This is a genomic window from Thauera sp. K11, assembly GCF_002354895.1.
GTDB classification, from domain to species: Bacteria; Pseudomonadota; Gammaproteobacteria; order Burkholderiales; family Rhodocyclaceae; genus Thauera; species Thauera sinica.
In genome coordinates, this window is sequence record NZ_CP023439.1 from 4,779,598 (window position 1) to 4,803,119 (window position 23,522).

The window sequence follows — 23,522 nt, forward strand, 5'->3', positions numbered from 1 at the left end:
AAGGCGCAGGAACGCCGAACCGGCGCGGCGCCTGCCGGGGCGGTGCGGCCCGGCATCCGGCGGGTCTCCGGCGTGGCTCTCCGCTGCGGCCGCATGACGGTAATCCCGACATGCCAGCCGGGTTGACGGCGGGCGCGGCGGTGTGGGCTACTACGCTTCCCCACCCTGGCCGCCCCGGCGGCCGGAACGCCCCCAGCTCGACAGAGGAGAGGAACATGAGCACAGTGACCCTGGCCGGAAATCCCATACCGCTCGCCGGCCGCTTCCCGCAGGCCGGCGACGCCGCGCCCGCCTTCAGCCTGACCGGCGCGGACCTCGCCGACGTCGGCCTTTCTGCCTTCGTCGGCAAGCGCAAGGTGCTCAACATCGTGCCCAGCCTGGACACGCCCACCTGCGCCACTTCCACCCGCAAGTTCAACGCCGAGGCCGGCAACCTTGCCGACACCGTGGTGCTGGTCGTCTCGGCCGACCTGCCCTTCGCAGCCAAGCGCTTCTGCGAGACGGAGGGGCTGGCCAACGTGAAGACGCTGTCGACCTTCCGCAGCCCGAACTTCGCGCAGGACTACGGCGTCGCGATCACCGGCGGCCCGCTCACCGGCCTCACCGCGCGCGCGGTGGTGGTGATCGATGCCGCCGACAAGGTCGTGCATTCGCAGCTCGTGCCCGAGATCAAGGACGAGCCCGACTACGCGGCCGCGCTCGCGGCGCTGAAGTAAGCCCGGCCGGGCGCGCCCGCCTGTCCGCCGGCCGGGCCGGCGGGGCGGCGTCCCGGACCGCCGCGGCGGGCGACGCGGATCGCCCGCCGCGGCTGTCTACAGGCCAAGGCCTTCCCCGGCGCCCAGCAGCGTCGCGACGCCCAGCACGGCGAAGATCGCCGCCGCCACCGCGTGCACCAGCTTCGTCGGCATGCGCTGGGCGATGCGGTCGCCGAGCAGCACGGCCGGCACGTTGGCGATCATCATCCCCAGCGTGGTGCCGACCACGACGGCGAAGAGGGCCTGGTACTGCGCGGCGAGCGCCACCGTGGCGACCTGCGTCTTGTCGCCCATCTCGGCCAGGAAGAAGGCGACCAGCGTGGTGCCGAACACGCCCATGCGCGCCAGCCGGGCGTCGTCCTCGTCGAACTTGTCCGGAATCAGCGTCCACACCGCCATCGCGATGAAGGAGATGCCGAGCACCCAGCGCAGGGTTTCGGGGCTCACCAGCGAGGTGAGCCAGGTGCCGACGGCGCCGGCGAAGGCGTGGTTGGCGATCGTCGCGAGCAGGATGCCCAGCACGATGGGAAGCGGCTTGCGGAATTTTGCGGCGAGGATGAAGGCGAGCAGTTGCGTCTTGTCGCCGATTTCCGCAAGGGCGACGATGCTCGTCGAGACGAGGAAGGCTTCCATGAATGATCCCTGGCCGGAAGATAACCGATGACCATGCGCCTCCCCGGCCAATCCGGAGGCGGCATGGTCAAAGGTCTTGCCAGGTCGGAACTGCCTGCGCCATGGCCGGCTGGCCAAGCATGTTGACGCAGGCCCCTTCGCCGCGGACGGCAAAGGGAGGCTACTCCCCGATGACGGCGCGCATTGTACGGACCGGCGGTGCCGCCGTCCAGCGTCCGGTCAGTGCAGCGGCCCCAGCAGTTCGGCCAGCCAGTCGACGAAGACGCGCACGCGTGGCGACAGGTGGCGGTGGTGCGGATAGAGCACCGACAGCGGCAGGTTGGGAGGCGGCGAGTCGGGCAGGAATTCGATCAGCGTGCCGTCGGCGATCTGCCGTCCGGCGCGATAGCGCGGGATCTGCACCATGCCGAGGCCGGCCTCGCACGCGGCGAGGTAGGCGTCGCCGTTGTTGACCGCGATGATGCTGGGGATCGTGCGCGTTTCCGTCCGTCCGCCGGTGATGAATTCGAGCGGGCTCGACCTGCCGGTGGAGGCGGACACGTAATCGACCGCGCGGTGCGCGTCCAGATCGGCGAGCGTGGCCGGCACGCCGAAGCGCTCGACGTAGGCCCGGCTCGCGCAGGTGACCTGCCGCAGCGCGGCCAGCCGGCGGGCGACGAGCGAGGAGTCGCGCAGTTCGCCCAGCCGCACCACGCAATCCACGCTTTCACGCACGAGGTCGATGTAGCGGTCGCCGACGCCGATGTCGAGCGTGATCTGCGGATAGCGTTCGCAGAAGGCGGGCAGGGCAGGGATCACCACGATGCGGCCGAGCGAGGCGGGCAGGTCTATCTTCAGCCGGCCCTGCGGGTGGCGCGCCGCCTGCGAGAAGGAGGCTTCGGTCTCGTCGATGTCGGCCAGGATGGCGACGCAGCGCTGGTAGTAGGCGCTGCCGTCCAGCGTCGGGCTGACGTGGCGGGTGGTGCGCTGCAGCAGGCGCACGCCGAGATGGGCTTCCAGTTGCTTGATGATCTGCGTGGCGGAAGCGCGCGGCAGCGACAGTTGTTCGGCCGCGCGGCTGAAGCTGCCCAGTTCGACGATGCGGGTGAAGAGCTGCATCGCCTGCAGGCGATCCATGGGTTCGCGCTCCATTGTTTCTCGGAAGCGAACAGTGTGGCGGCCTTTGTCGTGGCGATCAATCCCGGTGCCGCGATGCGGCGGGCCGGGCGTTCAGTAGCGCACGCCGGCGGGCGGCGTGAAGGAGTCGAGTGCGTGCAGGTAGGCGGCGCGCGCGAAGGCCGAGGGGTCGGGCACGTTCTGCTGGCTCATCGCGCCCGTCAATTGTTCCACCGAGGCGTACTCGTTCTCGTCCAGCCAGCGCGCCATGTCGGCCAGCACCGTGCGCAGCCGTTCCGGGCCGTGCAGCAGCAGCGCGCTCGCCATGTGCACCACGTCGGCGCCGGCGAGCAGCATCTTCAGCGCGTCGGCCGCGGTATGCACGCCGCCGGTCGCCGCCAGAGTGAGCGAGCAGCGGCCGCGCAGGATGGCGATCCAGCGCATGGTCAGCAGCACGTCGGCGGAGGACGACAGTTGCGCGCGGTCCACCACCGTCAGCGTGCCGAGATCGATGTCCGGCTGGAAGAAGCGGTTGAACAGCGACACGCCGGCCGCGCCCGCCTCCTCGACCCGGCGCACGAAATGCGGCAGCGACGAGAAGAAGGGCGACAGCTTCATCGCCACCGGGATCGTCACCCCGGACGTCAGCTTCCGCAGCAGGGCCAGGTAGTCGTCCTCGATGGCCTGCCCGGCGACCTCGGCGTCGCCGGGCAGGTACCAGGCGTTGAGTTCGAGCGCGTCGGCGCCGGCATTCTGCATCTCGCGCCCGAGTTCCACCCAGCCCGACGGCGAGGCGCCGTTGATGCTGGCGACGACGGGCATGGAGCAGCGCGCCTTGAGCACCGCGATCGTCTCGAGGTAGGCGTCGAGCTTGCTCAGGTAGTCGTCGCGCAGCGGCAGATGGCCGGCCGCCTCGCCGGAGGCATCCGGGTTCAGCAGGAAGCGGTCGAGCATGCGTTCCTCGTTGCGCACGTCCTCCTCGAACAGCGAATGCAGCACGATGGCCGCCGCGCCGGCATCCTCCAGGTGCAGCACGCGCTCGATCTTGTGGCTGAGCGGCGTGGATGAGGGGACGAGCGGATTCTTCAGCCGCAGCCCCAGGTAGCGGGTGCTCAGGTCAGTCATGGGGGTCTCCTCCTCCCTCGGTCCGGTCTTTTGCGGCCAGCTCGGCGATGCGCGCCTCGGGCAGCGGCAGCGCGGCCAGCTCGACGTATTCCTGATGCCGCAGCCGCGCGAATTCGCCCGCCCGCTCCATGAAGCGCGCGGCGGCTTCCGGCCGCTGGCGTTCGAGCACGGTGAAGCGCGCCTCGCGGGCGGCGAAGTCGCGGAACGGGATGCTGGGCGCCGCGCTGTCCACCGACAGCGGATTGCGCCCCTCTGCCCGCAGCCGCGGATCGTAGCGCAGCAGCGGCCAGTGGCCGGACTTCACCGCCAGATCCTGCTGCTGCAGGTTGAAGGACATGTCCACGCCGTGCGCGATGCAGGGGCTGTAGGCGATGATGATCGACACGCCGGGGTAGCTCTCGGCGTCGAGGAAAGCCCTCAGCGTGTGCGTGTCCTTGGCGCCGTAGGCGACCCTGGCGACGTACACGTTCTCGTAGTCCATCGCGATCCGCGCCAGGTCCTTCTTGTGCGTGGGCTTGCCGCCGGCGGCGAACTTGGCCACCGCGCCGAGCGGCGTGGCCTTGGAGTTCTGCCCGCCGGTGTTGGAATAGACCTCGGTGTCGAGCACCAGGATGTTTACGTCCTCGCCCGAGGCGAGCACGTGGTCGAGCCCGCCGAAGCCGATGTCGTAGGCCCAGCCGTCGCCGCCGATGATCCACACGCTGCGGCGGATCAGGTGTTCGCTGAGCGCGGCCAGCGCCGCGGCCGCCGGCGTGCCGATCTCTGCCAGGCGGGCGTTCAGCGCCGCGACGCGCTCGCGCTGCTCGTGGATGCCGGCTTCGCCGTGCTGGTCGGCGTCGAGCAGCGCGGCGGCGAGGTCCGCGCCTACCTCGCCGGCCAGCGCGCGCAGTTGCGTGCGCGCCGCGCCGGCGAGCTGGTCGGTTGCCAGCCGCATGCCCAGGCCGAACTCGGCGTTGTCCTCGAACAGCGAGTTGTTCCACGCCGGGCCGCGGCCGTCCGCATCCTTGGTGTAGGGCGTGGTCGGCAGGTTGCCGCCGTAGATGGACGAGCAGCCGGTGGCGTTGGCCACCAGCATGCGGTCGCCGAAGAGCTGCGTCGCCAGCCGGATGTAGGGTGTTTCGCCGCAGCCCGCGCACGCGCCGGAAAACTCGAAATAGGGCGGCAGCAGCATGGAGCCGGGGATCGTGGTGCGCTTGGCCTCGCGCGGGTCGCGCTCGGGCAGGCGCAGGAAGAAGTCCCAGTTTTCGGCCTCGGCAGCGCGCAGCGGCGCCTGCTCGGCCATGTTGAGCGCCTTGCGCGACACGTTGGACTTGTCGCGGATCGGGCACACGTCCACGCACAGCGTGCAGCCCGTGCAGTCCTCGGGCGCCACCTGGTAGGCGATGCGGGTGCCGGCCGGGTAGTCCTTGCTGCGGGTGGGCACGTGCTTGAAGGCAGGCGGCGCATCGGCCGCCTGCGCGGCGGGGAAGACCTTGGCGCGGATGGCCGAGTGCGGGCACACGAACACGCACTTGCCGCACTGCGTGCACAGGTCCGCCTCCCACACCGGGATCTGCAGCGCCAGGTTGCGCTTTTCGAAGCGCGCAGTGCCGGTCGGCCAGGTGCCGTCGACCGGCAGCCGCGACACCGGCAGCGCGTCGCCGCGGCCGGCGATCAGCGGCAGGGTCACGTCGCGCGTGAAATCGTCCAGCGGCCGGATGCCGATCACCCGGCGTGCGCCCGCCTCGCCGCGGAGCGCCATGCCGTCCGCCTCCGCCGGCACCTCGACGCGGTAGAGGCGCGCCAGCGTGGTGTCGATGGCGCGGCAGTTCTGCTCGGCGATGCGGCGGCCCTTGCGGCCGTAGGTCTTTTCCACTGCGTGCTTGATCGCGGCAATCGCCCGCTCCTGCGGCAGGATGCCGGAGATGGCGAAGAAACAGGTCTGCATGACGGTGTTGATGCGCCGCCCCATGCCGGCTTCCTCCGCCACGGCGTAGGCGTCGATGACGTAGAAGGCGATGCGCTTGTCCACCATCTGCCGCCGCGCTGCCGGCGGCAGCGCATCCCAGGCGCGCTCGGGCGGCACCGTGGTGTTGAGCAGGAACACCGCCTCCGGCGCGGCGTGCGCCAGCAGGTCGTGGCTGTCCAGGAACAACGGCTGGTGACAGGCCACGAAGCGCGCGTCGCCCTCGCCCGTCAGGTAGGCGGAGCGGATCGGCTGCGGGCCGAAGCGCAGGTGCGACACCGTCATCGCGCCCGATTTCTTGGAGTCGTAGACGAAGTAGCCCTGCGCGAACAGCGCCGTCTCGTCGCCGACGATCTTGATCGAGTTCTTGTTGGCCGACACCGTGCCGTCCGAGCCCAGGCCGTAGAACACCGCGGCGAAGCACTCGCGCGCCGCGTCAGTGCGGAAGGCGGGGTCGAAGGGCAGCGACAGGCCGGTGACGTCGTCCTCGATGCCGACGGTGAAGCGGCGCCGGTGGCGGCTGCCGGCGAGCGTCGCGGCCAGTTCGTCGAACACCGCCTTCACCATCGGCGGATCGAATTCCTTCGAACCCAGGCCGTAGCGTCCGCCGATCAGCCGCGGCATCGCCGCGAAGCGCGGCGCGTCCGACGCCTGGTCCTCGGCCAGCGCCACCGTCACATCCTTGAACAGCGGTTCGCCATCGGCGCCGGGTTCCTTGCAGCGGTCGAGCACCGCGATCGCGCGCGTGCTGGCCGGCAGTGCGGCGAGCAGGGCGGCGGGTGCGAACGGGCGGAACAGCCGCACCTTGAGCAGGCCGACGCGCTCGCCGCGGCGGGCCAGGTGCTCGACGGTCTCTTCCACGGTGTCGGCGCCCGAGCCCATCAGCACGATCACGCGCTCGGCGTCGGGCGCGCCGGCGTAGTCGAACAACTGGTAGTGCCGTCCGGTGAGGGCGGCGAAACGGTCCATCGCCTGCTGCACGACGTCCGGGAAGGCGTCGAACAGCGGGTTCTGCGCTTCGCGCCCCTGGAAGAACACGTCCGGGTTCTGCGACGTGCCGCGCAGCACCGGGTGCTCCGGTGACAGCGCGCGGGCGCGGTGCGCGGCGATCAGCTCGCCGGGCAGCAGTGCGCGCAGCGTGCCATCGGCGACCGTCTCGATCTTCGCCACCTCGTGCGAGGTGCGAAAGCCGTCGAAGAAGTGCAGCACCGGGATGCGGCCGGCGAGCGTGGCGGCGGTGGCGATCGCGGCGAAGTCGTGCGCCTCCTGCACCGACACCGCGGACAGCAGCGCGAAGCCGGTGCCGCGCGTGGCCATCACGTCGGAATGGTCGCCGAAGATCGACAGCGCATGGGTCGCGACCGCCCGCGCCGCGACGTGGAAGACGGTGGGCGTCAGCTCGCCGGCGATCTTGTACATGTTGGGGATCATCAGCAGCAGGCCCTGCGACGCGGTGAAGGTCGTCGCCAGCGCGCCCGCCTGCAGCGCGCCATGCACCGCGCCGGCGGCGCCGCCTTCGGATTGCAGCTCGACGACCCGCGGCACGCTGCCCCAGACGTTCGTCCTGCCCTGCGCGGACCATTCGTCGGACAGCTCGCCCATGCCCGACGACGGCGTGATCGGATAGATGGCGATGACCTCGGACAGGCGAAAGGCGACCGAGGCGGCAGCCTCGTTGCCGTCTATGGTGAAGGTGTGCTTCATGACGATTTCCCGGGTCGGTCCGCATGCATGCGCGCGGGCGGACGAATGACATTCACCTTAGCCTCGCCGTGAAGTACGGCATTTGACCTAGGTCACGGAACCCGAAATACTCGATTCCGATCGTACGCCCCTTCCCCGCCGCCGTCCTTTCTCCGCCATGGGTTCCACTGCTCCCGTCCGGGCGTCATCCGCACAGGCCGCCGCCGGCCCTTCGCAGCGCGGCGGCAGGAGGACAGCGCGGTGAGCGTGCAGGATGCCAACGGCCGCCCGCTGCGCTTCTTCCACGCCTTCGCGCGGCTGGCCGGCCCGTACTGGACCGCGCCGGGCCGCTGGCGGCAGCGCCTGCTCACGCTGCTGCTCGCGCTCCTGGTCGTGTGCCAGGTCGGGCTGGCGATCCGCCTCAACCTGTGGAACGCCGACCTGTTCGATGCGCTCGAGCGCCGTTCCACCGAGCGCGCGATGGAGCAGATCCTCGTCTTCGTGCTGATCGTGCTCGGCTCCGTCGCCGTCAACACCCTGCACCTGGTGGTGCGCCGCTGGCTGCAGCTCGACTGGCGGCGCTGGCTGACCGGCCACGTCGTCGGCCACTGGATGGTGGAAGCGCGCCACTACCAGGCGGCGCTCATCCCGGGCGACCATGCCAACCCCGACGGACGCATCGCCGAGGACATCCGCATCGCCACCGAGGCGGCCTTCGATCTGGCCAATTCGCTGTTCTACTGCGTGCTGCTGCTGGTGACCTTCGTCGACATCCTGTGGTCGCTGTCGGGCCGCGTCGAGGTGGCGGGGGTGGATGTGCCCGGCTACCTGGTGTTCCTGGCCATCGCCTATGCCGGCGTCGGCTCGGGCGTCGCCTTCATGCTCGGCCGGCCGCTCGTGCGCGCCACCGACACCCGGCAGACGCGCGAGGCGGATTTCCGCTTCGGCCTGGTGCGGGCGCGCGAGCTGGGCGAGGCGATCTCGCTGGCGCGCGGCGAATCCGTCGAGCGCGGCCGCCTCGGCAGGCTGTTCGAGACCATCGTGCAGTCCTGGCACGCGCAGTCGGCCAGCCTGGCGCGCCTGCTGGCCTTCTCGTCGGCCTACACCATCCTCGCGCCGGTCTTTCCCATCCTGGTCAGCACGCCGCGCTTTCTCGGCGGCCTGCTCACGCTGGGCGGGCTGATGCAGTCGGCGCAGGCTTTCCAGCAGGTCACCGCGGCGCTGTCCTGGCCGGTGGACAACCTGCCGCGGCTGGCCGAATGGCGCGCGTCGGTGGAACGGGTGCTGGCGCTCGAGGAGGCGGTCCGCACGGTGGCGGCGGAGGCGGCGCGCAGCGGCGACACCGCCATCAACCTCGACCGCAACCGTCGGGCGCGGCTGGGCGTCCGCGACCTGTGGATCGCCTCGCCCGACGGCACCGCGATACTGCCGGCGCTCAACGTCGAAGTATTGCCCGGCGAGCACGTGCTGGTCGACGGCGATTCGGACGCGGCGGCGGCGCTCTTTCGCGTGCTGGCCGGCATCTGGCCGTGGGGCAGGGGCGATGTGGCGCTGCCGGCCGACGACGACATGATCGCGGTGGGCACGCGCCCCTTCCTGCCCCAGGGCACGCTGCGCGACGCGCTCGTCTTCCCGCGGCCGGACAGCCAGCACGTCGACGCCCTGCTGCGCGGCGCGCTCGGCCGCGTCGGCCTCAGGCACCTCGCCGAGCGCCTGGACGAGCACGCCGACTGGGCGCGCGTGCTGAGCGGGGCCGAGCAGCAGCGCCTGTCCATCGCCCGCCTGCTGCTCAATGCGCCGGGCTGGGTCGTGCTCGGCGGCGCGCTGGATGCGCTCGATCCGGCCTCCGCCGACGAGATGCTGCGCCTGCTGTCGGAGGCGCTGCCGCACACCGGCGCCATCGTCATCGGCCCGCATCCGGGCTCCACCGAAACCTTCGCCCGCCGCCTGACGCTGCAGCGCCTGGCCGGCGGCGAGGTGCTGCTCAACGAGGTCTATGCACAGCGCCAGGCGGCGCGCAAGCCGCGTCCGCGCGGCCTGCGGCTGGTGGACTGGCTGAGCCAGGGCTACGGGTCGTGAGGACGGCCCCGCAGGTTCCGCTCCAGTCTTCTTCTATCTAGATGGATTGACCGCCGGACACCTCGATGCGCTGGGCATTCACCCAGCGGTTGTCTTCGGAGAGCAGGCTGGCGATCATCGGCCCGATGTCGTCCGCTACGCCGACACGGCCAAGCGCGGTCATGTCGGCGAAGAGTTTGTTCACCTCGGGCGTGTCGCGGACGGCGCCGCCGAGGAAGTCGGTCTCGATGGCACCCGGGGCGACGGTGTTGACCGCGATCCCGCGGCTGCCCAGTTCCTTCGCCATGTAGACCGTGAGCACCTCGATGGCGCCCTTCGCCGCGGCATAGGCCGCCCACCCCGGGACGGCAAACCGGGTCAGGCCGGAGGATATGTTCACGATGCGGCCTCCGTCGGCGATGAGGGGCAGCAGCGCCTGGGTGAGGAAGAACACGCCCTTGAAGTGAACATCGACCAGCCTGTCGAACTGCGCCTCGGTCGTCTGCGCGATCGGCGCATAGTCGCCGTGGCCGGCGTTGTTGACGAGGTGCTCGAAGGTCTCGCGCCCCCAGGTCTGGTGCAACGCGCTGCGCAGGCGCTCGGCGAAGGGCGCGAAGGTAGCGACGTCGCCGGTATCGAGCTGGAGGGCGACGGCCTTGCGTCCCATGCCCTCGATCTCGGCGACGACGGCATGGGCGTCTTCGGCCCGGCTCTGGTAAGTGAGGATGACGTCGGCGCCATGGCGGGCGATGCTGAGGGCGGTGTTGCGCCCCAGGCCGCGGCTGGCACCGGTGATGAGTGTGATCTTGGTCATGTCGGACTCCTGTGGTCTGTTGCGACGGGTGAAGGTGTCAGTGTCGGCGTGATGTCCCCGCCGTTGTTGCCGGAAACTCGGCGGTTCTTGCCTGTTTCTCCAGAATGTGGCCTGCTGCCGGCGACGACGACACAGGCTTTCCCCATGACCGCGCTGCTTGATGCCATCCGCCGCTACGCCCAGGCTCATGCTGACGCGGATGGATTCGCCCGTAGCCCGATCCCGGGCCTGGCCGTCATCCGCGCCACCATGCCCAGCGGCCTCATCCATGACATCTCCCGGCCGCTCGTCTGTCTCGTGGTCCAGGGAAGCAAAGAGGTGACGATGGGGACGCGGACATTCTCGTTCGCCGCGGGCGATTCGCTGCTGATTGCCGCGGACGTGCCGACCGTGAGCCGGATCACCCGCGCGAGCATCGCGGCGCCGTACTTCTCGCTGGTCCTGGAACTCGACCCGGGGATTATTGCGGATTTGGCGGACCAGATGGGCAGGGCGCCTGCAAACGATGATGCACCGGTACGAGTCGAGCCGACCGAGGCCGACGTGGCCGATGCAGCGCTGCGGCTGATGCGTTTGCTCGATCGTCCGTCCGCGGTGCCGGTACTGCGGGCGCAGCTCATGCGCGAAATGCACTACTGGCTGCTTGCGGGCAAACATGGCGCAGCGATCCGGCGCCTGGGCTGGCCCGAGGGGCACGTGCAGCGCATCGCGCGCGCAGTCGCGGTGCTCCGGTCCGAGTTTGCACGGCCCGTGCCCGTCCAGCGCCTTGCGGATGCGGCAGGCATGAGCCCATCGTCGTTTCATCAGCACTTCCGCACCGTGACGTCCCTGTCCCCGCTGCAGTTCCAGAAACGACTACGCCTGATCGAGGCAAGGCGGCTGATGTTCTCGGAAGGCATGACCGCAAGCGGGGCGGCGTTTGCGGTCGGCTACCAAAGCGTGCCGCAATTCACTCGCGAATACGGCCGGATGTTCGGCACATCGCCCGTCCGCGATACGAAGGCGGCGAAGGGGAAGGCGCCGGAAGCGCGGACAGACGGCGGAACGCGCATCCTGTGACCTGAGTGAGTGGGCGCCGCCGGTTGACATCGCGGAGCCTGAAGACGGGAAGCATCCCCTGCAATCGACCTGAAAACGCCCGGCGGCCTGCCGGGCGTTTTCGTTGACGAGCGCCGATCCCGCGCCTTTCCGGGCACTCGGAGCCCGCAATCAAAGAAACCGAGCCGGATGGCAAACATCGCCGTGCGGGCGAGACGCCAGAATGCGCCCGCGGACGGAATGACCCGCGGGAAACGCGCCTCCGGTTCCATGCCAAGGCAATGACTGGACGCCTTGGCAGGCCATGGAAGCCATCCCCGTCGCCCGTTCGTCAAGAAACGACACCGCTTTCCCATCGACATCGGACGCTTCCCCATCGTCATGCTTTCATCGCGCCGCTCACGTCGTGCCTGCCTTGGCCGGGCTTTCCGCCGGGAGTCCCGGCTCCTGCCGCTGATTCTGGCCGCCCGCGCTCCGGACATGCCGATGAACCTGCCCAGCCCGGCCCGCAGTGCCCTGGCCTGGGTGCTCAGCGCCACGCTGGTCATGAACCCGCTGGGCCCGGCGCTGGCCCAGGTCACCGCGGCCGGCGGCGGCACCACGGTCGGGGCGGCGGGCAACGGCGTGCCGGTGGTCGACATCGCCGCGCCCAACGCCCGGGGGCTCTCGCACAACCGCTTCACCGACTACAACGTCGGCCGCGCCGGGCTCATCCTCAACAACGCCCCCGGCGCCACGCAGCCCACCCAACTGGGCGGGCTCATCGTCGGCAACGCCCGGCTCGGCGGCACGGCGGCCAGCCTCATCGTGAACGAAGTCACCGGCGGGCGGCCGAGTACGCTCGCTGGCTACACCGAGATCGCCGGCCCGGCCGCGCGGCTGGTCGTCGCCAACCCGTGGGGCCTCGCCTGCAACGGCTGCGGCTTTCTCAACACCCCGCGCGTGACGCTCACCACCGGCACGCCGCGGATCGAGGACGGACGGCTGGCGGGCTTTCGCGTCGAAGGCGGCGAGATCGCCATCGAAGGCGCCGGGCTCAACGCCGGCAACCTCGACCAGTTCGACCTCGTCACCCGCAGCGCCCGGATCAACGCCGCCCTCCACGCCCAGCGGCTGAACCTCGTCACCGGCCGCAACGACGTGGCCGCGGACGCGCTGTCGGCGACCGCGCTCGCGCCCGACGGCACCCCGCCCCTGTTCGCGCTGGACAGCACCGCGCTCGGCGGCATGTACGCCGGCAGCATCGTGCTGCTGGGCACCGAGGCCGGCGTCGGCGTGCGTCTTGCCGGCGACATGGCCGCCAGCGCCGGAGACATCCGCATCGACGCCGCGGGCCGGCTCACGATCAAGGATGCCGCCGCCACGGCCGGCATCGCCGCCCGCGCCGCGAGCCTCGAAACGCAAGGCCGCCTGTACGCGGGCACGCAGCTCGACCTGGCCGCCACCGGCGATCTCACCAACCTGCACACGCTCGCCGCCCGCGACGCCGTCGTGCTCGCCAGCGGCGGCACGCTCGCCAACCCGGGCCACGTCGAAGCGGGCGTGAACCCCGACGACAGCCGCAACGCCGGCGGCGACCTCCGCCTGTCCGGCCAGAACGTGCGCAACAGCGGCAGCCTGCTCGCCAGCCGCGACCTGCAGGCGGACGCCGGCCAGACCCTGGACAACCGCGACGGCCGGCTCGTCGCCGACCGGCACGCCACCGTGGCCGCCGCCCGCCTGGACAACGACCGGGGCCGGCTCACCGCGGCCGAGCGCCTGACGCTCGCCGCCGGCCACATTACCAACGCCGCCGGGCGCATCGCCGGCGGCGGCCCGCTCGCGGTCCGCGCCAGCGGCCTCATCCAGCAGGACGGCGAACTCTACAGCCAGCGCACGCTCACGCTGGACCTGGACGGCGGCGACCTGGACAACGACGGCGGCCTCATCAGCGCCCCCGAATCCCTCGTCCTCGAACACCTCGGCGCCGTCCGCAACCGCGGCGGCGAGATCTCCAGCGTGGCCGGCTTCATGCTGGCGGCTGCCCGCCTGGACAATGCCCAGGGCCGTGTGCTGTCCGGCGCCGGCCTCGTGCTGCGCCTCGACGGCCTCCTCGCCAACGCGCACGGCCTCATCCGCGCCGACGGCCTGGAGCTGGCCGCCGCCCGCCTGGACAACGCCGGCGGCACGCTCGCCAGCGACGGCGCGCTGGGGATTCGGCTGGCCGCGCGCGACGGCCTCGACGGCAGCCTGGACAACACCGGCGGCCTGATCGCCGGCGACGCCGCCGTGGAGATCGCCGCCGCCCGCCTCGACAACCGCCAGGGCCGCATCGAAGGACAAGGCACGCTCGCCCTGGACACCGGCCTGCTCGACAACACCGGCGGCAGCCTGGTCGGCCTTGGCCGCGTCACGCTCGCCGCCGGCCACATCACCAACGCCGCCGGGCGCATCGCCAGCGGCGGCCCGCTCGCGGTCCGCGCCAGCGGCCTCGACCAGCCCGGCGGCGAACTCTACAGCCAGCGCACGCTCACCCTGGACCTGGACGGCGGCGACCTGGACAACGACGGCGCCCTCATCAACGCCGCCGGCGCCCTGACCCTGAAGAACCTCGGCGCCGTCCGCAACCGCGGCGGCGAGATCTCCAGCGTGGCCGGCTTCATGCTGGCCGCCGCCGGCCTGGACAACGCCCAGGGCCGCCTGCTGTCCGGCGCCGGCCTCGTGCTGCGCCTCGACGACCTCCTCGGCAACGCGCACGGCCTCATCCGCGCCGACAGCCTGGAGCTGGCCGCCGCCCGCGCGGACAACGCCGCCGGGCGCATCGCCAGCCGCGGCGACCTCGCCGCCGCCATCGGCGAACTGCGGCAGGCGGACGGCGAACTGCTCGCCGAAGGCGCGCTCACCCTCACCGGCCACCTGCTCGACAACCGCGGCGGGCGCGTCGCCGCCAACGGCGGCCTGTGGCTTGCCATCGACGCCATCGACAACCGTGGCGGCGACCTCTCCACCCGGTCCGCCGCCGCCATCCAGGCCCGGCGGCTGGACAACGGCGACGCCGGCCACCTGCTCGCCGCCGGCCTCGACCTGGACGTCTTGCACCTCCTCAACCGCAACCAGGGCCTGATCCACGGCCGGGACGCCGCCCGGGTGACGGGCGCGCGCCTGGACAACGACGGCGGCACGCTCGCCGGCGGCACGGCCCTGACCGTCGACCTCGCCGCCGTGGCCAGCGACGCCACCCTGGACGGCCGCCTGAACAACGCCGGCGGCCGCCTCGACAGCGACGGCACGCTGACGCTCTCGGCCGTGCGCATCGACAACCTCGGGGGCACGCTCTCCAGCGCCGGCGACCTGCGCGTGAGCGCCAGCGGCGCCCTGTCCAACGCGGGCGGCTACCTCCTCACCGATGCCGCGCTGCGGCTGCGCAGCGCCGGCCTGGACAACCGCGAAGGCCGGATCGCCGCGAAAGGCGCGCTCGACCTGGGCACCGGCGCCGTCGACAACACCCGGGGGCACCTGACCGCCGGCGGCCGCCTCGACCTCGTCGCCGGCGCGCTCACCAATACTGCGGGCCGCATCGCCAGCGCCGGCCCGCTGGCCCTGAGCGCCAGCGGCCTCCTCCAGCCCGGCGGCGAACTCTTCAGCCAGCGCACGCTCACCCTGGACCTGCACGGCGGCGACCTGGACAACGACGACGGCCTCATCCGCGCCCCCGACGTCCTCGTCCTGCAACACCTCGGCGCCGTCCGCAACCGCGGCGGCGAAATCGCCAGCGCGGCGGGCTTCGAACTGGCCGCCACCGCCCTGGACAATGCCCAGGGCCGCCTGCTGTCCGAGGCCGGCCTCGCGCTGCGCATCGACGGCCGCCTCGGCAACGCGCACGGGCTCATCAGCGCCAGCCGCCTGGCGCTGGCCGCCGGCCGCCTCGACAACGCCGGCGGCACCCTCCACGCCCGGGGCGAGCTCGGCCTGACGGTGGCCGGCGCGCTGGACAACCGCGCCGGCGGCCTGATCCAGGCCGGCCAGGGGCTGGATCTCGCCGCCGGCCACCTCGACAACCGCGGCGGCCGCCTGCTGGCCGGGCAGTCCCTGGACGCGGTGGTGGCGGACACCCTGGACAACCGCGACGGCGGCCTCGTGAACAGCCAGGGCGGCCTGGCCCTCGGCGCCGCGCACCTGGATTCCAGCGCCGGCGGCGAAGTCTCGGCCAAGGGCGACATGCAGCTCTCGCTCGGCACGCTCGTCCAGCAGCACGGCGTGCTGATCGGCGAAGCCGCCCTCGGCCTGGTGCTGGGTGCGGGCGGCCTGGACAACCAGGGCGGGCTCATCGGCAGCCGCGGCGCCCTCGCCCTGGCGAGCCTGGGCGCGCTGGACAACCGCGGCGGCGAGATCTCCGGCCTCGGCGCCCTCACCGTGTCCGCCCCCACCCTCGACAACCGCGCCGGCCGCCTCATCAGCCGCGACCGGCTCGCGCTCGCGCTCGGCGACACCGACAACCAGGGCGGCCTGCTCTCGGGCTGGCTGGGCCTCGTGCTCACCGGCGGCGACCTGGACAACCGCCAGTTCGGCACCGTGTCCAGCCGCAGCGGCGACCTCGCGCTGACGCTGGCGGGCGAACTGCTCAACAGCGGGCAGGGCGCGCTGGCGGCCGCCGGCCGGCTCGAACTGGCCGCGGCCGGCGTGGACAACCGCGAACAGGGCCTCCTCTCCAGCGGCGCCGGGCAGCGCCTCACCGTCGACGACACCCTCGACAACCGCGGCGGGCAGATCGACAGCGGCGCCGCGCTCGCGCTGGCCGCGGCCCGCCTGGACAACCGCGGCGGCCTCGTGCTGTCGGCCCAGGCGCTGGAAGTGACCGGCGGCGCGGTGGACAACGCCGGCGGCCGGATCAGCGCCGCTGCCGCCGCCCGGCTCGGACTGAGCGGTGCCTTCGGCAACGCCGGCGGCCAACTCGCCAGCGGCGGCCCGCTGGCCATCACCGCCGGTGCGCTGGACAACCGCGGCGGCACGCTCGCCAGCCGGAGCACGCTCGATCTGGACGCCGCCACCCTGGACAACACGGCCGGCGGCACCCTGGCTGCCAACGGTGCGCTCGGCCTTGCCGTGGCCGGCCTGCTCGACAACCGCGACGACGGTCTCATCGACAGCCGCGATGCCACCGTGCATCTGGCCGCCGGTGCGCTGGACAACGCGGGCGGCACGCTGCAGGGCCAGGGCGACCTCGCCCTGGTGCTCGGCGGCGACCTGCGCAACGCGGGCGGCACCGTGGTGAGCCGCACCGGCGACGTCGACGTCCGGGCCACGCACCTCGACAACCGCCAGGGCACGCTCGCCAGCATCGAAGGGTGGGTGCGCACGGTGCTGTCGGGCGGGCTGAACAACGGCGAGGGCGGCCTGATCCAGGGCGAGAGGCTGGCGCTCGCCGCCGGCACGCTCAGCAACGACGGCGGCCGAATCCACGCGCTGGGCGGCGACGCCCGCCTGTCGGCCGCCGCGCTGGACAACCGGCACGGCGTGCTCTACGCCCGCGACACGCTGCGCTTCGCCGGCGGCGCCGTCGACAACCGCGGCGGCCGGCTCGGCGCCGGCGCCATCGCGCTTCTGCTGTCCGGCGCGCTGGACAACCGCCAGGGCCTCGTCGAGAGCGGCGGCACGCTCGCCGTGACCGGCACGGACGTGGACAACCAGGGCGGCCAACTGCGCGCGCTGGGCACCGAGGGCGAAACGTCCTTCCGGCTCTCCGGCAGCCTGGACAACCGCGACGGCGCGCTGGAGACCGCCAACGCCGATCTCACGCTCGCCGTGGGCGACCTCGCCAACGAAGGCGGCAGCCTGCTGCACGCGGGCGAGGGCGAATTGCGCCTCGCCCCGGCGCAGATCGCCCAGGCTGGCGGCACCCTCGTCACCCGCGGCGGCCTCGACATCGTGGCCGACACCTGGCACAACCGCAGCGTCCTGCAGGCCGCCCGCCTGAGGCTTGACGTCGGCACCCTCAGCCAGAGCGCCGGGGGCCAGTTGCTGGCCACCGAATCCTTCACCGGCAGCGGCGCCGACTGGACCCACGACGGCCTCATCGCCAGCGACGGCACGCTGTCGCTGACGCTCACCGGCGGCTACGGCGGCAGCGGGCGCCTCACCAGCCTGGGCACCCTGAGCCTGGCCGCCGCCCGCCTCGACCTGACCGACATGGCCTCCATCGCTGGCGGCGGCCAGGCCGTGCTCGCCCTGGGCGGGCAGGCGGACAACCGCGGTCGCATCACCGCCGCCGGCGACATGGCGCTGAGCGCCGCGGCGCTGACCAACCGCGGCACGCTGGGCAGCGCCGGGCGGCTGACGCTGAGCACGCCGGCGCTCCTCAACGAGGGCGGGCTGATCTTCAGTGGTGGCGACATGGCGCTGCAGGTGGGCCGCTTCACCAACCGTCATGCGGACGTCTACAGCCTGGGCGACCTGGGCATCGCCAGTGTCGATGGGAGCGGCAGCGCGACCGCGGTGGAGAACCCGTCCGGCACCATCGAAAGCGCGGGCGACATGCATCTCCGCGCGCTATCGCTGGAGAACACCGCCGATGCCGTCGAGACCGAGCGCCAGTTGATCTCGGGCGCCATCGCGGTGCGCTGCTTCGACTGCTCGAACGACCACTACACGGTCGACTACTACGTCCGGGAGACCTACCAGAGCGGCGTCCAGGCCGAGGCGCCAGCCAGCCTCACCGCGGGCGGCCATTTCGATTTCGTGGGCGGGACCTTCGTCAACCGGCTCAGCACGGTCGCGGCCGGCGGCGACCTGAGCATCGACGCCGCGCAGTTCAGCAATGAAGGCGGGCTCAGCGGCACGATCGAGCGCACCCGCATCTACGGCGGGCACGACCAGGTCAAGGACGGCAGGGTCAAGCGCTTCGTCGAGGCCAACGTCGTGCCCTACAACCTGCGCAACAGCCCGGATTTCCCGAACGCCTATTACGTGGACGATGCCGGAAACCTACGCCTGGCGAAGGCTGAGGTGGTGGAGAAGGCCGTGTTGTCTCCAGATGTTGGATGGGTCCACTATCGCGAACTGATTTATAGCGACATGGAAACAGGCCGGGTCCTGGACCGGTTGCAAGCCGCATCAATCAATTACTCGACGGGTTTTTCCGAATACTTGGAGCCTATTGTTCGTTGGGTGCGTCTCTCCGAGGGGCAGGCGATTCCCCTCTCCTCCCAATACGACCCCAACAACCTGCTCCCCCTTCCGGCCGACTTCGATTCGCTCATCCTGACCAGCGACGTCGAAGTGGCCACCGCCACCGGCGGCGGCCATGGGTACGCCGCGGTGATCCAGGCCGGCGGCAACGTGGCCATCGCCGCCAGCCAGAACCTGAACAACGGCGTCATCAACGCCGGCACCGCCTCCCAGCCGGGCACCCGGCCCACGGTCGACACCACGCCCGCCGCAGTCGCGACCACCGTCGTCCAACTGAACCCGCAGCTTCCCCCCGACCTCGCCCAGCAGCAGGTCAATCCGCTGACGCTGCCCGGCTTCAGCCTGCCCAGCGGGCAGAATGGCCTGTTCCGCCTGAACGGCGAGGCCGGCCGCGACACCCGGGCGAGCGCCGCGCCGGCCGGGCAGGACTGGACCCTGTCCGGCGCCACGCTCGAACCGGTGCAGCGCGGCCCGGCCGTCCCCGGCGTGCAGGCCGGCGACGTGCGCCTGGGCGACCTGGCCGTGGGCGGCACCGCCTTGCCGGCCAGCAGTGCCCCGGTGCCGGGCACGCCGGCGCAGCCCCCTGCCGCCGACAGCGGCACGCCCCTGCCGCGCGCCCAGGGCGTACCGGTCAATACCGTCTCGCAGCCGCACAAATACCTGATCGAAACCAACCCGGCCCTGACCGAACTCACCGCGTTCCTCGGTTCCGACTACCTGCTGGGCCGGTTGGGCGAAGACGGCGACACGGCCTGGCGCCGCCTGGGCGACGGCCTGTACGAACAGCGGCTGGTCCAGCAGGCGGTGGTGGCGCGCACCGGGCAGCGCTTCCTGGCCGGCCTGGATTCGGACGAGGCGACCTACCGCTACCTGATGGACAACGCCCTCGCCAGCAAGGCGGCGCTGAACCTGTCGGTGGGCGTGAGCCTGACGGCTGGACAGGTGGCGGCGCTCACGCACGACATCGTGTGGCTCGAAACCGTCGAGGTCAATGGCGAGCGCGTGCTGGCGCCGGTGCTGTACCTGGCGCAGGCCGAAGGCCGGCTGGGCCCCACGGGGGCGCTGATCCAGGGGCAGAACCTGGACCTGATCGCCGGCGGCACGCTCGCCAACCGCGGCACGCTGAGGGCGACCGGGGACCTGTCGGCGTCAGCCACGACGGTGCTCAACGCCGGACTGATGGAAGCGGGCGAGCGGTTGTCGGTGCTGGGCGGGGACAGCGTGGCCAACACCCGCGGCGGCATCCTCGCCGGGCGCGACGTGGACGTCACCGCGCTGGACGGCGACCTCATCAACGAGCGCACCGTCACCCACGTCGACGGCACGGCCAGCCGCCTCACCTTCACCGTCGGGCTGGCCGACTCGGCCGCGCGCATCGAAGCGCTGGGCAGCCTGTCGCTGTCGGCCGGGCGCGATCTCTACAACCTGGGGGGCGTGATCTCGGCGATCGCCGACCTGGACCTGTCGGCGGGCCGCGACCTCGTCATCGCCGCGGCGGAGGAACGCGACGACAGCCTGCTGCGCACCAGGCGGCGCACGCACCGGATCGAAAGCGTGACCCAGTACGGCGGCGCGGTGAGCGCCGGCGGCGATCTCACCGCGGTGGCGGGCCAGGACCTGTCGGTGATCGGCAGCCGGGTCGAGGCCGGGGGCGACGCGACGCTGCTGGCCGGGAACGACCTGACGCTGTCCTCGGCGGCCGACGCGTCGCACGAGGACGAACGCGACAGGCGCCGCGGCAAGAAGCTTCATCAGGCAACGCGCACGGTGCGCCAGCAGGCCGCCGAGGTCGAGGCCGGGGGTGATCTCACGCTGGCGGCCGGGCAGGACCTGACGCTGGTGGCCAGCACCGCGAGCGCGGGCCGGGAAGCCTACCTCTACGCCGGCCGCGACGTCGCGCTGCTGGCGCAGACGGATCAGGACGCGTTCCTCTACGACAAGAAGTCGAAAGGCGGTTTCGGCAGCAGGCGCACGCGGCATGACGAAGTGAACGTCGTCACGCAGGTGGGCAGCAGCGTTTCCGCCGGCACGGATCTGACGGTGGAGAGCGGCGGCGACCAGCGTTACCAAGTGGCGAACCTGAAGAGCGGCCAAGACCTCACGCTGGATGCCGGCGGCGGGATTGCCTTCGAGGGTGCGAAGGACTTCGAGCAGGCGATCCACGAGAAGAGCGACAGCGATTGGGCGTGGACCTCGGCCAAGGGCAAGGGCAAGACGGACGAGACGCTGCGCCAGAGCGAACTGATCGCCGGGGGCGAACTGGCGATCCGTGCCGCGGAAAAGATCCGCATCGACGTTCCGGAGGTCAATGCGCACAGCGTGAGCCAGACCATCGACGCGCTGGTGCAGGCCGAACCGCAACTGGCGTGGCTCAAGGAGATGGAGCGCCGCGGCGACATCGACTGGCAGCGGGTGAAGGAGGTGCACGAGCGCTTCCAGTACAGCCAGTCGGGCATGGGGCCGGGGCTGACGCTGGTGACGGCGATCGTGGTGACGGCGCTGACGTGGGGGACGGTGAGTGCCTGGCTCGGCACGGGGGCGGCGGCCGGCAGCGCGATGGTCGCGGCGGTGCCGGCCACCGCCACCGCGGCGGGGGTGTCCGCCGGTTGGGCCAATGCCGCACTGACGGCCACGGTGACCTCGATGGCGAGCAACGCAGCCATCCACACCCTCAACAGCGGCGGCGACCTGGGCAAGGCGCTGGAGAACACCTTCTCCGAGCGCGCCATGAAGGGCTACCTGACCAGCGCGGTGGTGGCCGGCCTCATGACCGGGTTGGTCGACCGCTATTTCAAGGGCGAGGGCGGCAGCGGCGCGGGGGTGGAGGGGGATGTCTCGCAGGCCGGGCAGGCCACGGCCAGTACCAGCGCGTCCGGTTTCAACCTCGATACGGCGGCGGGCATCGGCCAGTTCGCGGCCTACCAGGGCACGCGTGCCCTGGTTTCGGCCGGGGTGGATACGGCGATCAACGGCGGGAACTTCGAGGAGAAGCTCGGTGCGGCCCTGACCTTGGCGGCCGTCCACACGGTCTCGGCGGTGGCGTTCCACGAGATCGGCGATCTGAAGCTGCAGGACGGCTCGATCGAGAAGGTCGCGGTGAAAGCGCTGGTGGGCGGGCTCATCAGCCAGGCGGCCACCGGGGACTTCGCCACCGGCGCGCTGGCGGCCGGCGCCAACGAGGCGCTGGTCAAGCATCTGGCCGACCTGGCCGACCACGACCCGCAACTGACCGGCATGGCCTCGCAACTGGTGGGGGCGGTGTCGTCGGCGATCTCCGGCGGCGATCCGAATCTGGCTTCGAATATTGCGCTATCCGACACGCAGTACAACTATTTGAGTCACCAGGAAACAGACCAATTGTTGAAAGGTTTGCGCGAGTGCGGTGGCGACAACAATTGCAAGGATATTCTGTTGAAAGATGCGATCGCATTGAGCAGCAGTCGCAGTCCCCACGAATTGCTTGATCCTTCGCTGAACAGGGATGCAGCCTTTGCGGAACAGATGCTGCAATGGGCCGCCAGCGGTCTGGATTACGGCATGATCTCGCAGCGCCGTTTGAACGAATTGGCCAGCATCAACGCCGATCACCGGAGCGTGGCGGACAATACGCCGGTATTGACCTCCGGCACCAATCAGGAGGCCATCAACCAGCAAACTATGCTTAATAGCTGGCACTATGGACAGTCAGCTAGCTTGTCCGAAGGCTGGCTCGCAGCGGGGCCTGGAAGCGTCGCGGGAGCGGGTTTGCGTTTGCTCGGATATGGCGTATCGCCGGTGATGCAGGCATTTGGAACGACCAGCCAAGCCATGACGAATGCTCTGCAGGCTGAGGTGCAACTGCTGCGATTTGGATATCAAAATTATGTAATACCTGCCGCAATGAGCACATCTGTTTGGCTGACAAACCCTACAAATGTACAGAATGTTGCTGATTTCGTGCTTTCGGTTACTAACTGGGATCCTTCCCCTCCTACGTCAGCTTGGGGCTTGACAGGTACGTTGATTAACTCTCCAAATACCCCGATGGAGATATGGAATCAAATAAATAAGAGCTTAGAGAAAGAGAAATGATGCTATTGAAAAAGATGGTTTTAATAATTCTGATGATTGCAGGAGGAGTTTTGTTTCTTGCCAGTATGTATGCAATGTTTAATTATGATCTTCCATGGGCTACTAAGAAATGGGGGTATGAAAAACCGGGCCCATGGTTTCTTGGTGTTATCGGCCTAGTAGTGGCTGGGTGGTCTTTTATTGAGTTTCGTATGCTTGAAAGGCGAGAAGAAGGGTGTGTTAATTCGATCGATGAGGATTAGAAAAAGCATTTGACCTGCATGCAAGAGTACGTAATGCAAAAAGAAGAGTTGGCAAAAGCAGCGCTAAAGCTTAGGGAAGTACTGCATGTAGCCCGTGAGGACTTTTTGAAGAGAGGGTATCCAGGAAGTGCCGAATGTGTTGATTACGCGCTGGAATTGCTGAATCCTATTCTGGATTTATGTATTTCAAATGAGTTGGAAGAACCTTTTGACTTTTTTGGATATATGGTGAGGAACATGCGAGATCAATTTTGGATACCCTATGATGATCCACATTGGCGCCGCCTTTGTGATTTGGGGCGGGGGGGATTAACACACAAAGATTTTCTTGAAAGCAATTTCGCTAAACAAAAAATAATGCCAAAACAATTGCGTATACCGCAAAAGGTTGAGTATCAACCCGGCGAGTCCCAGCAGGAGAGGGTCAAGAGAGAATTGAAGTTCAAGGAGAAATAATGGAACTAGCCACGATCTCGCCCCGGAGGGGAGAGGGATTGAGTACCCGGTTGGGGTGAAATTCGTGGTTATTGGGAGCCCGGTTTAAGAAAAAAATGAATTCTTGAAAGCGCAAGGAGAAAACATTGATGGTAACGACAGACGACAAACCGAACGACACGCCGAAGCGATCGAAGTCCAAGAGGACGCCTGCGCTCTGCTTCAAGACGGGCGAGGACGTGCGTGAAGCACGTCGCAGGCTTGGCATGAATCAAGTGGCGTTCTGGGGGGTGCTCGGCGTGACCCAATCGGCGGGTTCGCGCTACGAGTCCGGCCGCAACATTCCCAAGCCGGTCCAGATATTGCTGCACGTGGCCTACGCGACGGAAAGGCAGACGGAGGTCTTTCTCGACCACCTGCGTCCCAATCGCTCGCGCGATTGAATCCGCCAGGGTGGGGGAATT

General features: G+C 69.9%; 12 protein-coding genes and 1 riboswitch. Of the genes, 7 read left to right on the forward strand and 5 right to left on the reverse strand.

Features of this window, described 5'->3' with window-relative positions; translation table 11 throughout:
• Nucleotides 1-215: 215 nt before the first annotated feature.
• Entirely contained in the window at nucleotides 216-716 is a 501-nt protein-coding gene (gene tpx / locus CCZ27_RS20900) for a thiol peroxidase (RefSeq protein ID WP_096451437.1), read from the forward strand.
• 96 nt (nucleotides 717-812) lie between these two features.
• Here the strand turns inward: tpx and CCZ27_RS20905 are convergent, their stop codons facing one another.
• From CCZ27_RS20905 to nifJ, 4 genes are all read right to left on the reverse strand, one after another.
• Complete coding sequence (locus CCZ27_RS20905) at nucleotides 813-1,388, reverse strand: TMEM165/GDT1 family protein (RefSeq protein WP_096451439.1); 576 nt, start codon at nucleotides 1,386-1,388, stop codon at nucleotides 813-815.
• 1 nt (nucleotide 1,389) lies between these two features.
• A riboswitch (yybP-ykoY riboswitch) is annotated at nucleotides 1,390-1,569 on the reverse strand.
• A 38-nt stretch (nucleotides 1,570-1,607) separates the two neighbouring features.
• Nucleotides 1,608-2,504, reverse strand: a complete 897-nt coding sequence (locus tag CCZ27_RS20910; RefSeq protein WP_096452856.1) for a LysR family transcriptional regulator — start codon at nucleotides 2,502-2,504, stop codon at nucleotides 1,608-1,610.
• 93 nt (nucleotides 2,505-2,597) lie between these two features.
• Entirely contained in the window at nucleotides 2,598-3,608 is a 1,011-nt protein-coding gene (locus CCZ27_RS20915) for a dihydroorotate dehydrogenase-like protein (protein WP_096451441.1), read from the reverse strand.
• The gene (nifJ, locus tag CCZ27_RS20920; RefSeq protein ID WP_096451443.1) at nucleotides 3,601-7,257 is read right to left on the reverse strand and encodes a pyruvate:ferredoxin (flavodoxin) oxidoreductase; all 3,657 of its coding nucleotides are present in this window, start codon (nucleotides 7,255-7,257) and stop codon (nucleotides 3,601-3,603) included. Before nifJ ends, CCZ27_RS20915 begins: the two co-directional genes overlap by 8 nt.
• A gap of 240 nt (nucleotides 7,258-7,497) precedes the next feature.
• On the opposite strand from nifJ, the gene CCZ27_RS24090 reads away from it, so the two are divergent.
• Entirely contained in the window at nucleotides 7,498-9,315 is a 1,818-nt protein-coding gene (locus CCZ27_RS24090) for an ABC transporter ATP-binding protein/permease (protein WP_198363217.1), read from the forward strand.
• A gap of 37 nt (nucleotides 9,316-9,352) precedes the next feature.
• On the opposite strand, the gene CCZ27_RS20930 is transcribed toward CCZ27_RS24090, so the two are convergent.
• Complete coding sequence (locus CCZ27_RS20930; RefSeq protein ID WP_096451447.1) at nucleotides 9,353-10,108, reverse strand: SDR family NAD(P)-dependent oxidoreductase; 756 nt, start codon at nucleotides 10,106-10,108, stop codon at nucleotides 9,353-9,355.
• Nucleotides 10,109-10,252: 144 nt separating this feature from the next.
• Between CCZ27_RS20930 and CCZ27_RS20935 the strand changes: the two genes are divergently transcribed.
• The 5 genes from CCZ27_RS20935 (at nucleotide 10,253) to CCZ27_RS24660 (ending at nucleotide 23,501) form a co-directional block, all read left to right on the forward strand.
• A complete protein-coding gene (locus tag CCZ27_RS20935; protein WP_096451449.1) occupies nucleotides 10,253-11,167 on the forward strand; it encodes an AraC family transcriptional regulator in 915 nt (304 codons plus the stop codon).
• 465 nt (nucleotides 11,168-11,632) lie between these two features.
• Entirely contained in the window at nucleotides 11,633-22,381 is a 10,749-nt protein-coding gene (locus CCZ27_RS20940; RefSeq protein ID WP_198363218.1) for a two-partner secretion domain-containing protein, read from the forward strand.
• A complete protein-coding gene (locus CCZ27_RS23790) occupies nucleotides 22,378-22,623 on the forward strand; it encodes a hypothetical protein (protein WP_157748672.1) in 246 nt (81 codons plus the stop codon). Before CCZ27_RS20940 ends, CCZ27_RS23790 begins: the two co-directional genes overlap by 4 nt.
• 18 nt (nucleotides 22,624-22,641) lie before the next feature.
• Entirely contained in the window at nucleotides 22,642-23,079 is a 438-nt protein-coding gene (locus CCZ27_RS23795; protein WP_157748673.1) for a hypothetical protein, read from the forward strand.
• Between the two features lie 128 nt (nucleotides 23,080-23,207).
• Nucleotides 23,208-23,501, forward strand: coding sequence for a helix-turn-helix domain-containing protein (locus tag CCZ27_RS24660; protein WP_332460887.1), 294 nt, complete (start codon nucleotides 23,208-23,210; stop codon nucleotides 23,499-23,501).
• Nucleotides 23,502-23,522 lie beyond the last annotated feature (21 nt).

Coding starts and splice junctions, on each gene's coding strand:
- CCZ27_RS20905 (WP_096451439.1), bottom strand. CDS start 1,388: ATGGAAGCCTTCCTCGTCTCGACGAGCATCGTCGCCCTTGCGGAAATC.
- nifJ (WP_096451443.1), bottom strand. CDS start 7,257: ATGAAGCACACCTTCACCATAGACGGCAACGAGGCTGCCGCCTCGGTC.
- CCZ27_RS20910 (WP_096452856.1), bottom strand. CDS start 2,504: ATGGATCGCCTGCAGGCGATGCAGCTCTTCACCCGCATCGTCGAACTG.
- CCZ27_RS20915 (WP_096451441.1), bottom strand. CDS start 3,608: ATGACTGACCTGAGCACCCGCTACCTGGGGCTGCGGCTGAAGAATCCG.
- CCZ27_RS24660 (WP_332460887.1), top strand. CDS start 23,208: ATGGTAACGACAGACGACAAACCGAACGACACGCCGAAGCGATCGAAG.
- tpx (WP_096451437.1), top strand. CDS start 216: ATGAGCACAGTGACCCTGGCCGGAAATCCCATACCGCTCGCCGGCCGC.
- CCZ27_RS20940 (WP_198363218.1), top strand. CDS start 11,633: ATGAACCTGCCCAGCCCGGCCCGCAGTGCCCTGGCCTGGGTGCTCAGC.
- CCZ27_RS23790 (WP_157748672.1), top strand. CDS start 22,378: ATGATGCTATTGAAAAAGATGGTTTTAATAATTCTGATGATTGCAGGA.
- CCZ27_RS20935 (WP_096451449.1), top strand. CDS start 10,253: ATGACCGCGCTGCTTGATGCCATCCGCCGCTACGCCCAGGCTCATGCT.
- CCZ27_RS20930 (WP_096451447.1), bottom strand. CDS start 10,108: ATGACCAAGATCACACTCATCACCGGTGCCAGCCGCGGCCTGGGGCGC.
- CCZ27_RS23795 (WP_157748673.1), top strand. CDS start 22,642: ATGCAAGAGTACGTAATGCAAAAAGAAGAGTTGGCAAAAGCAGCGCTA.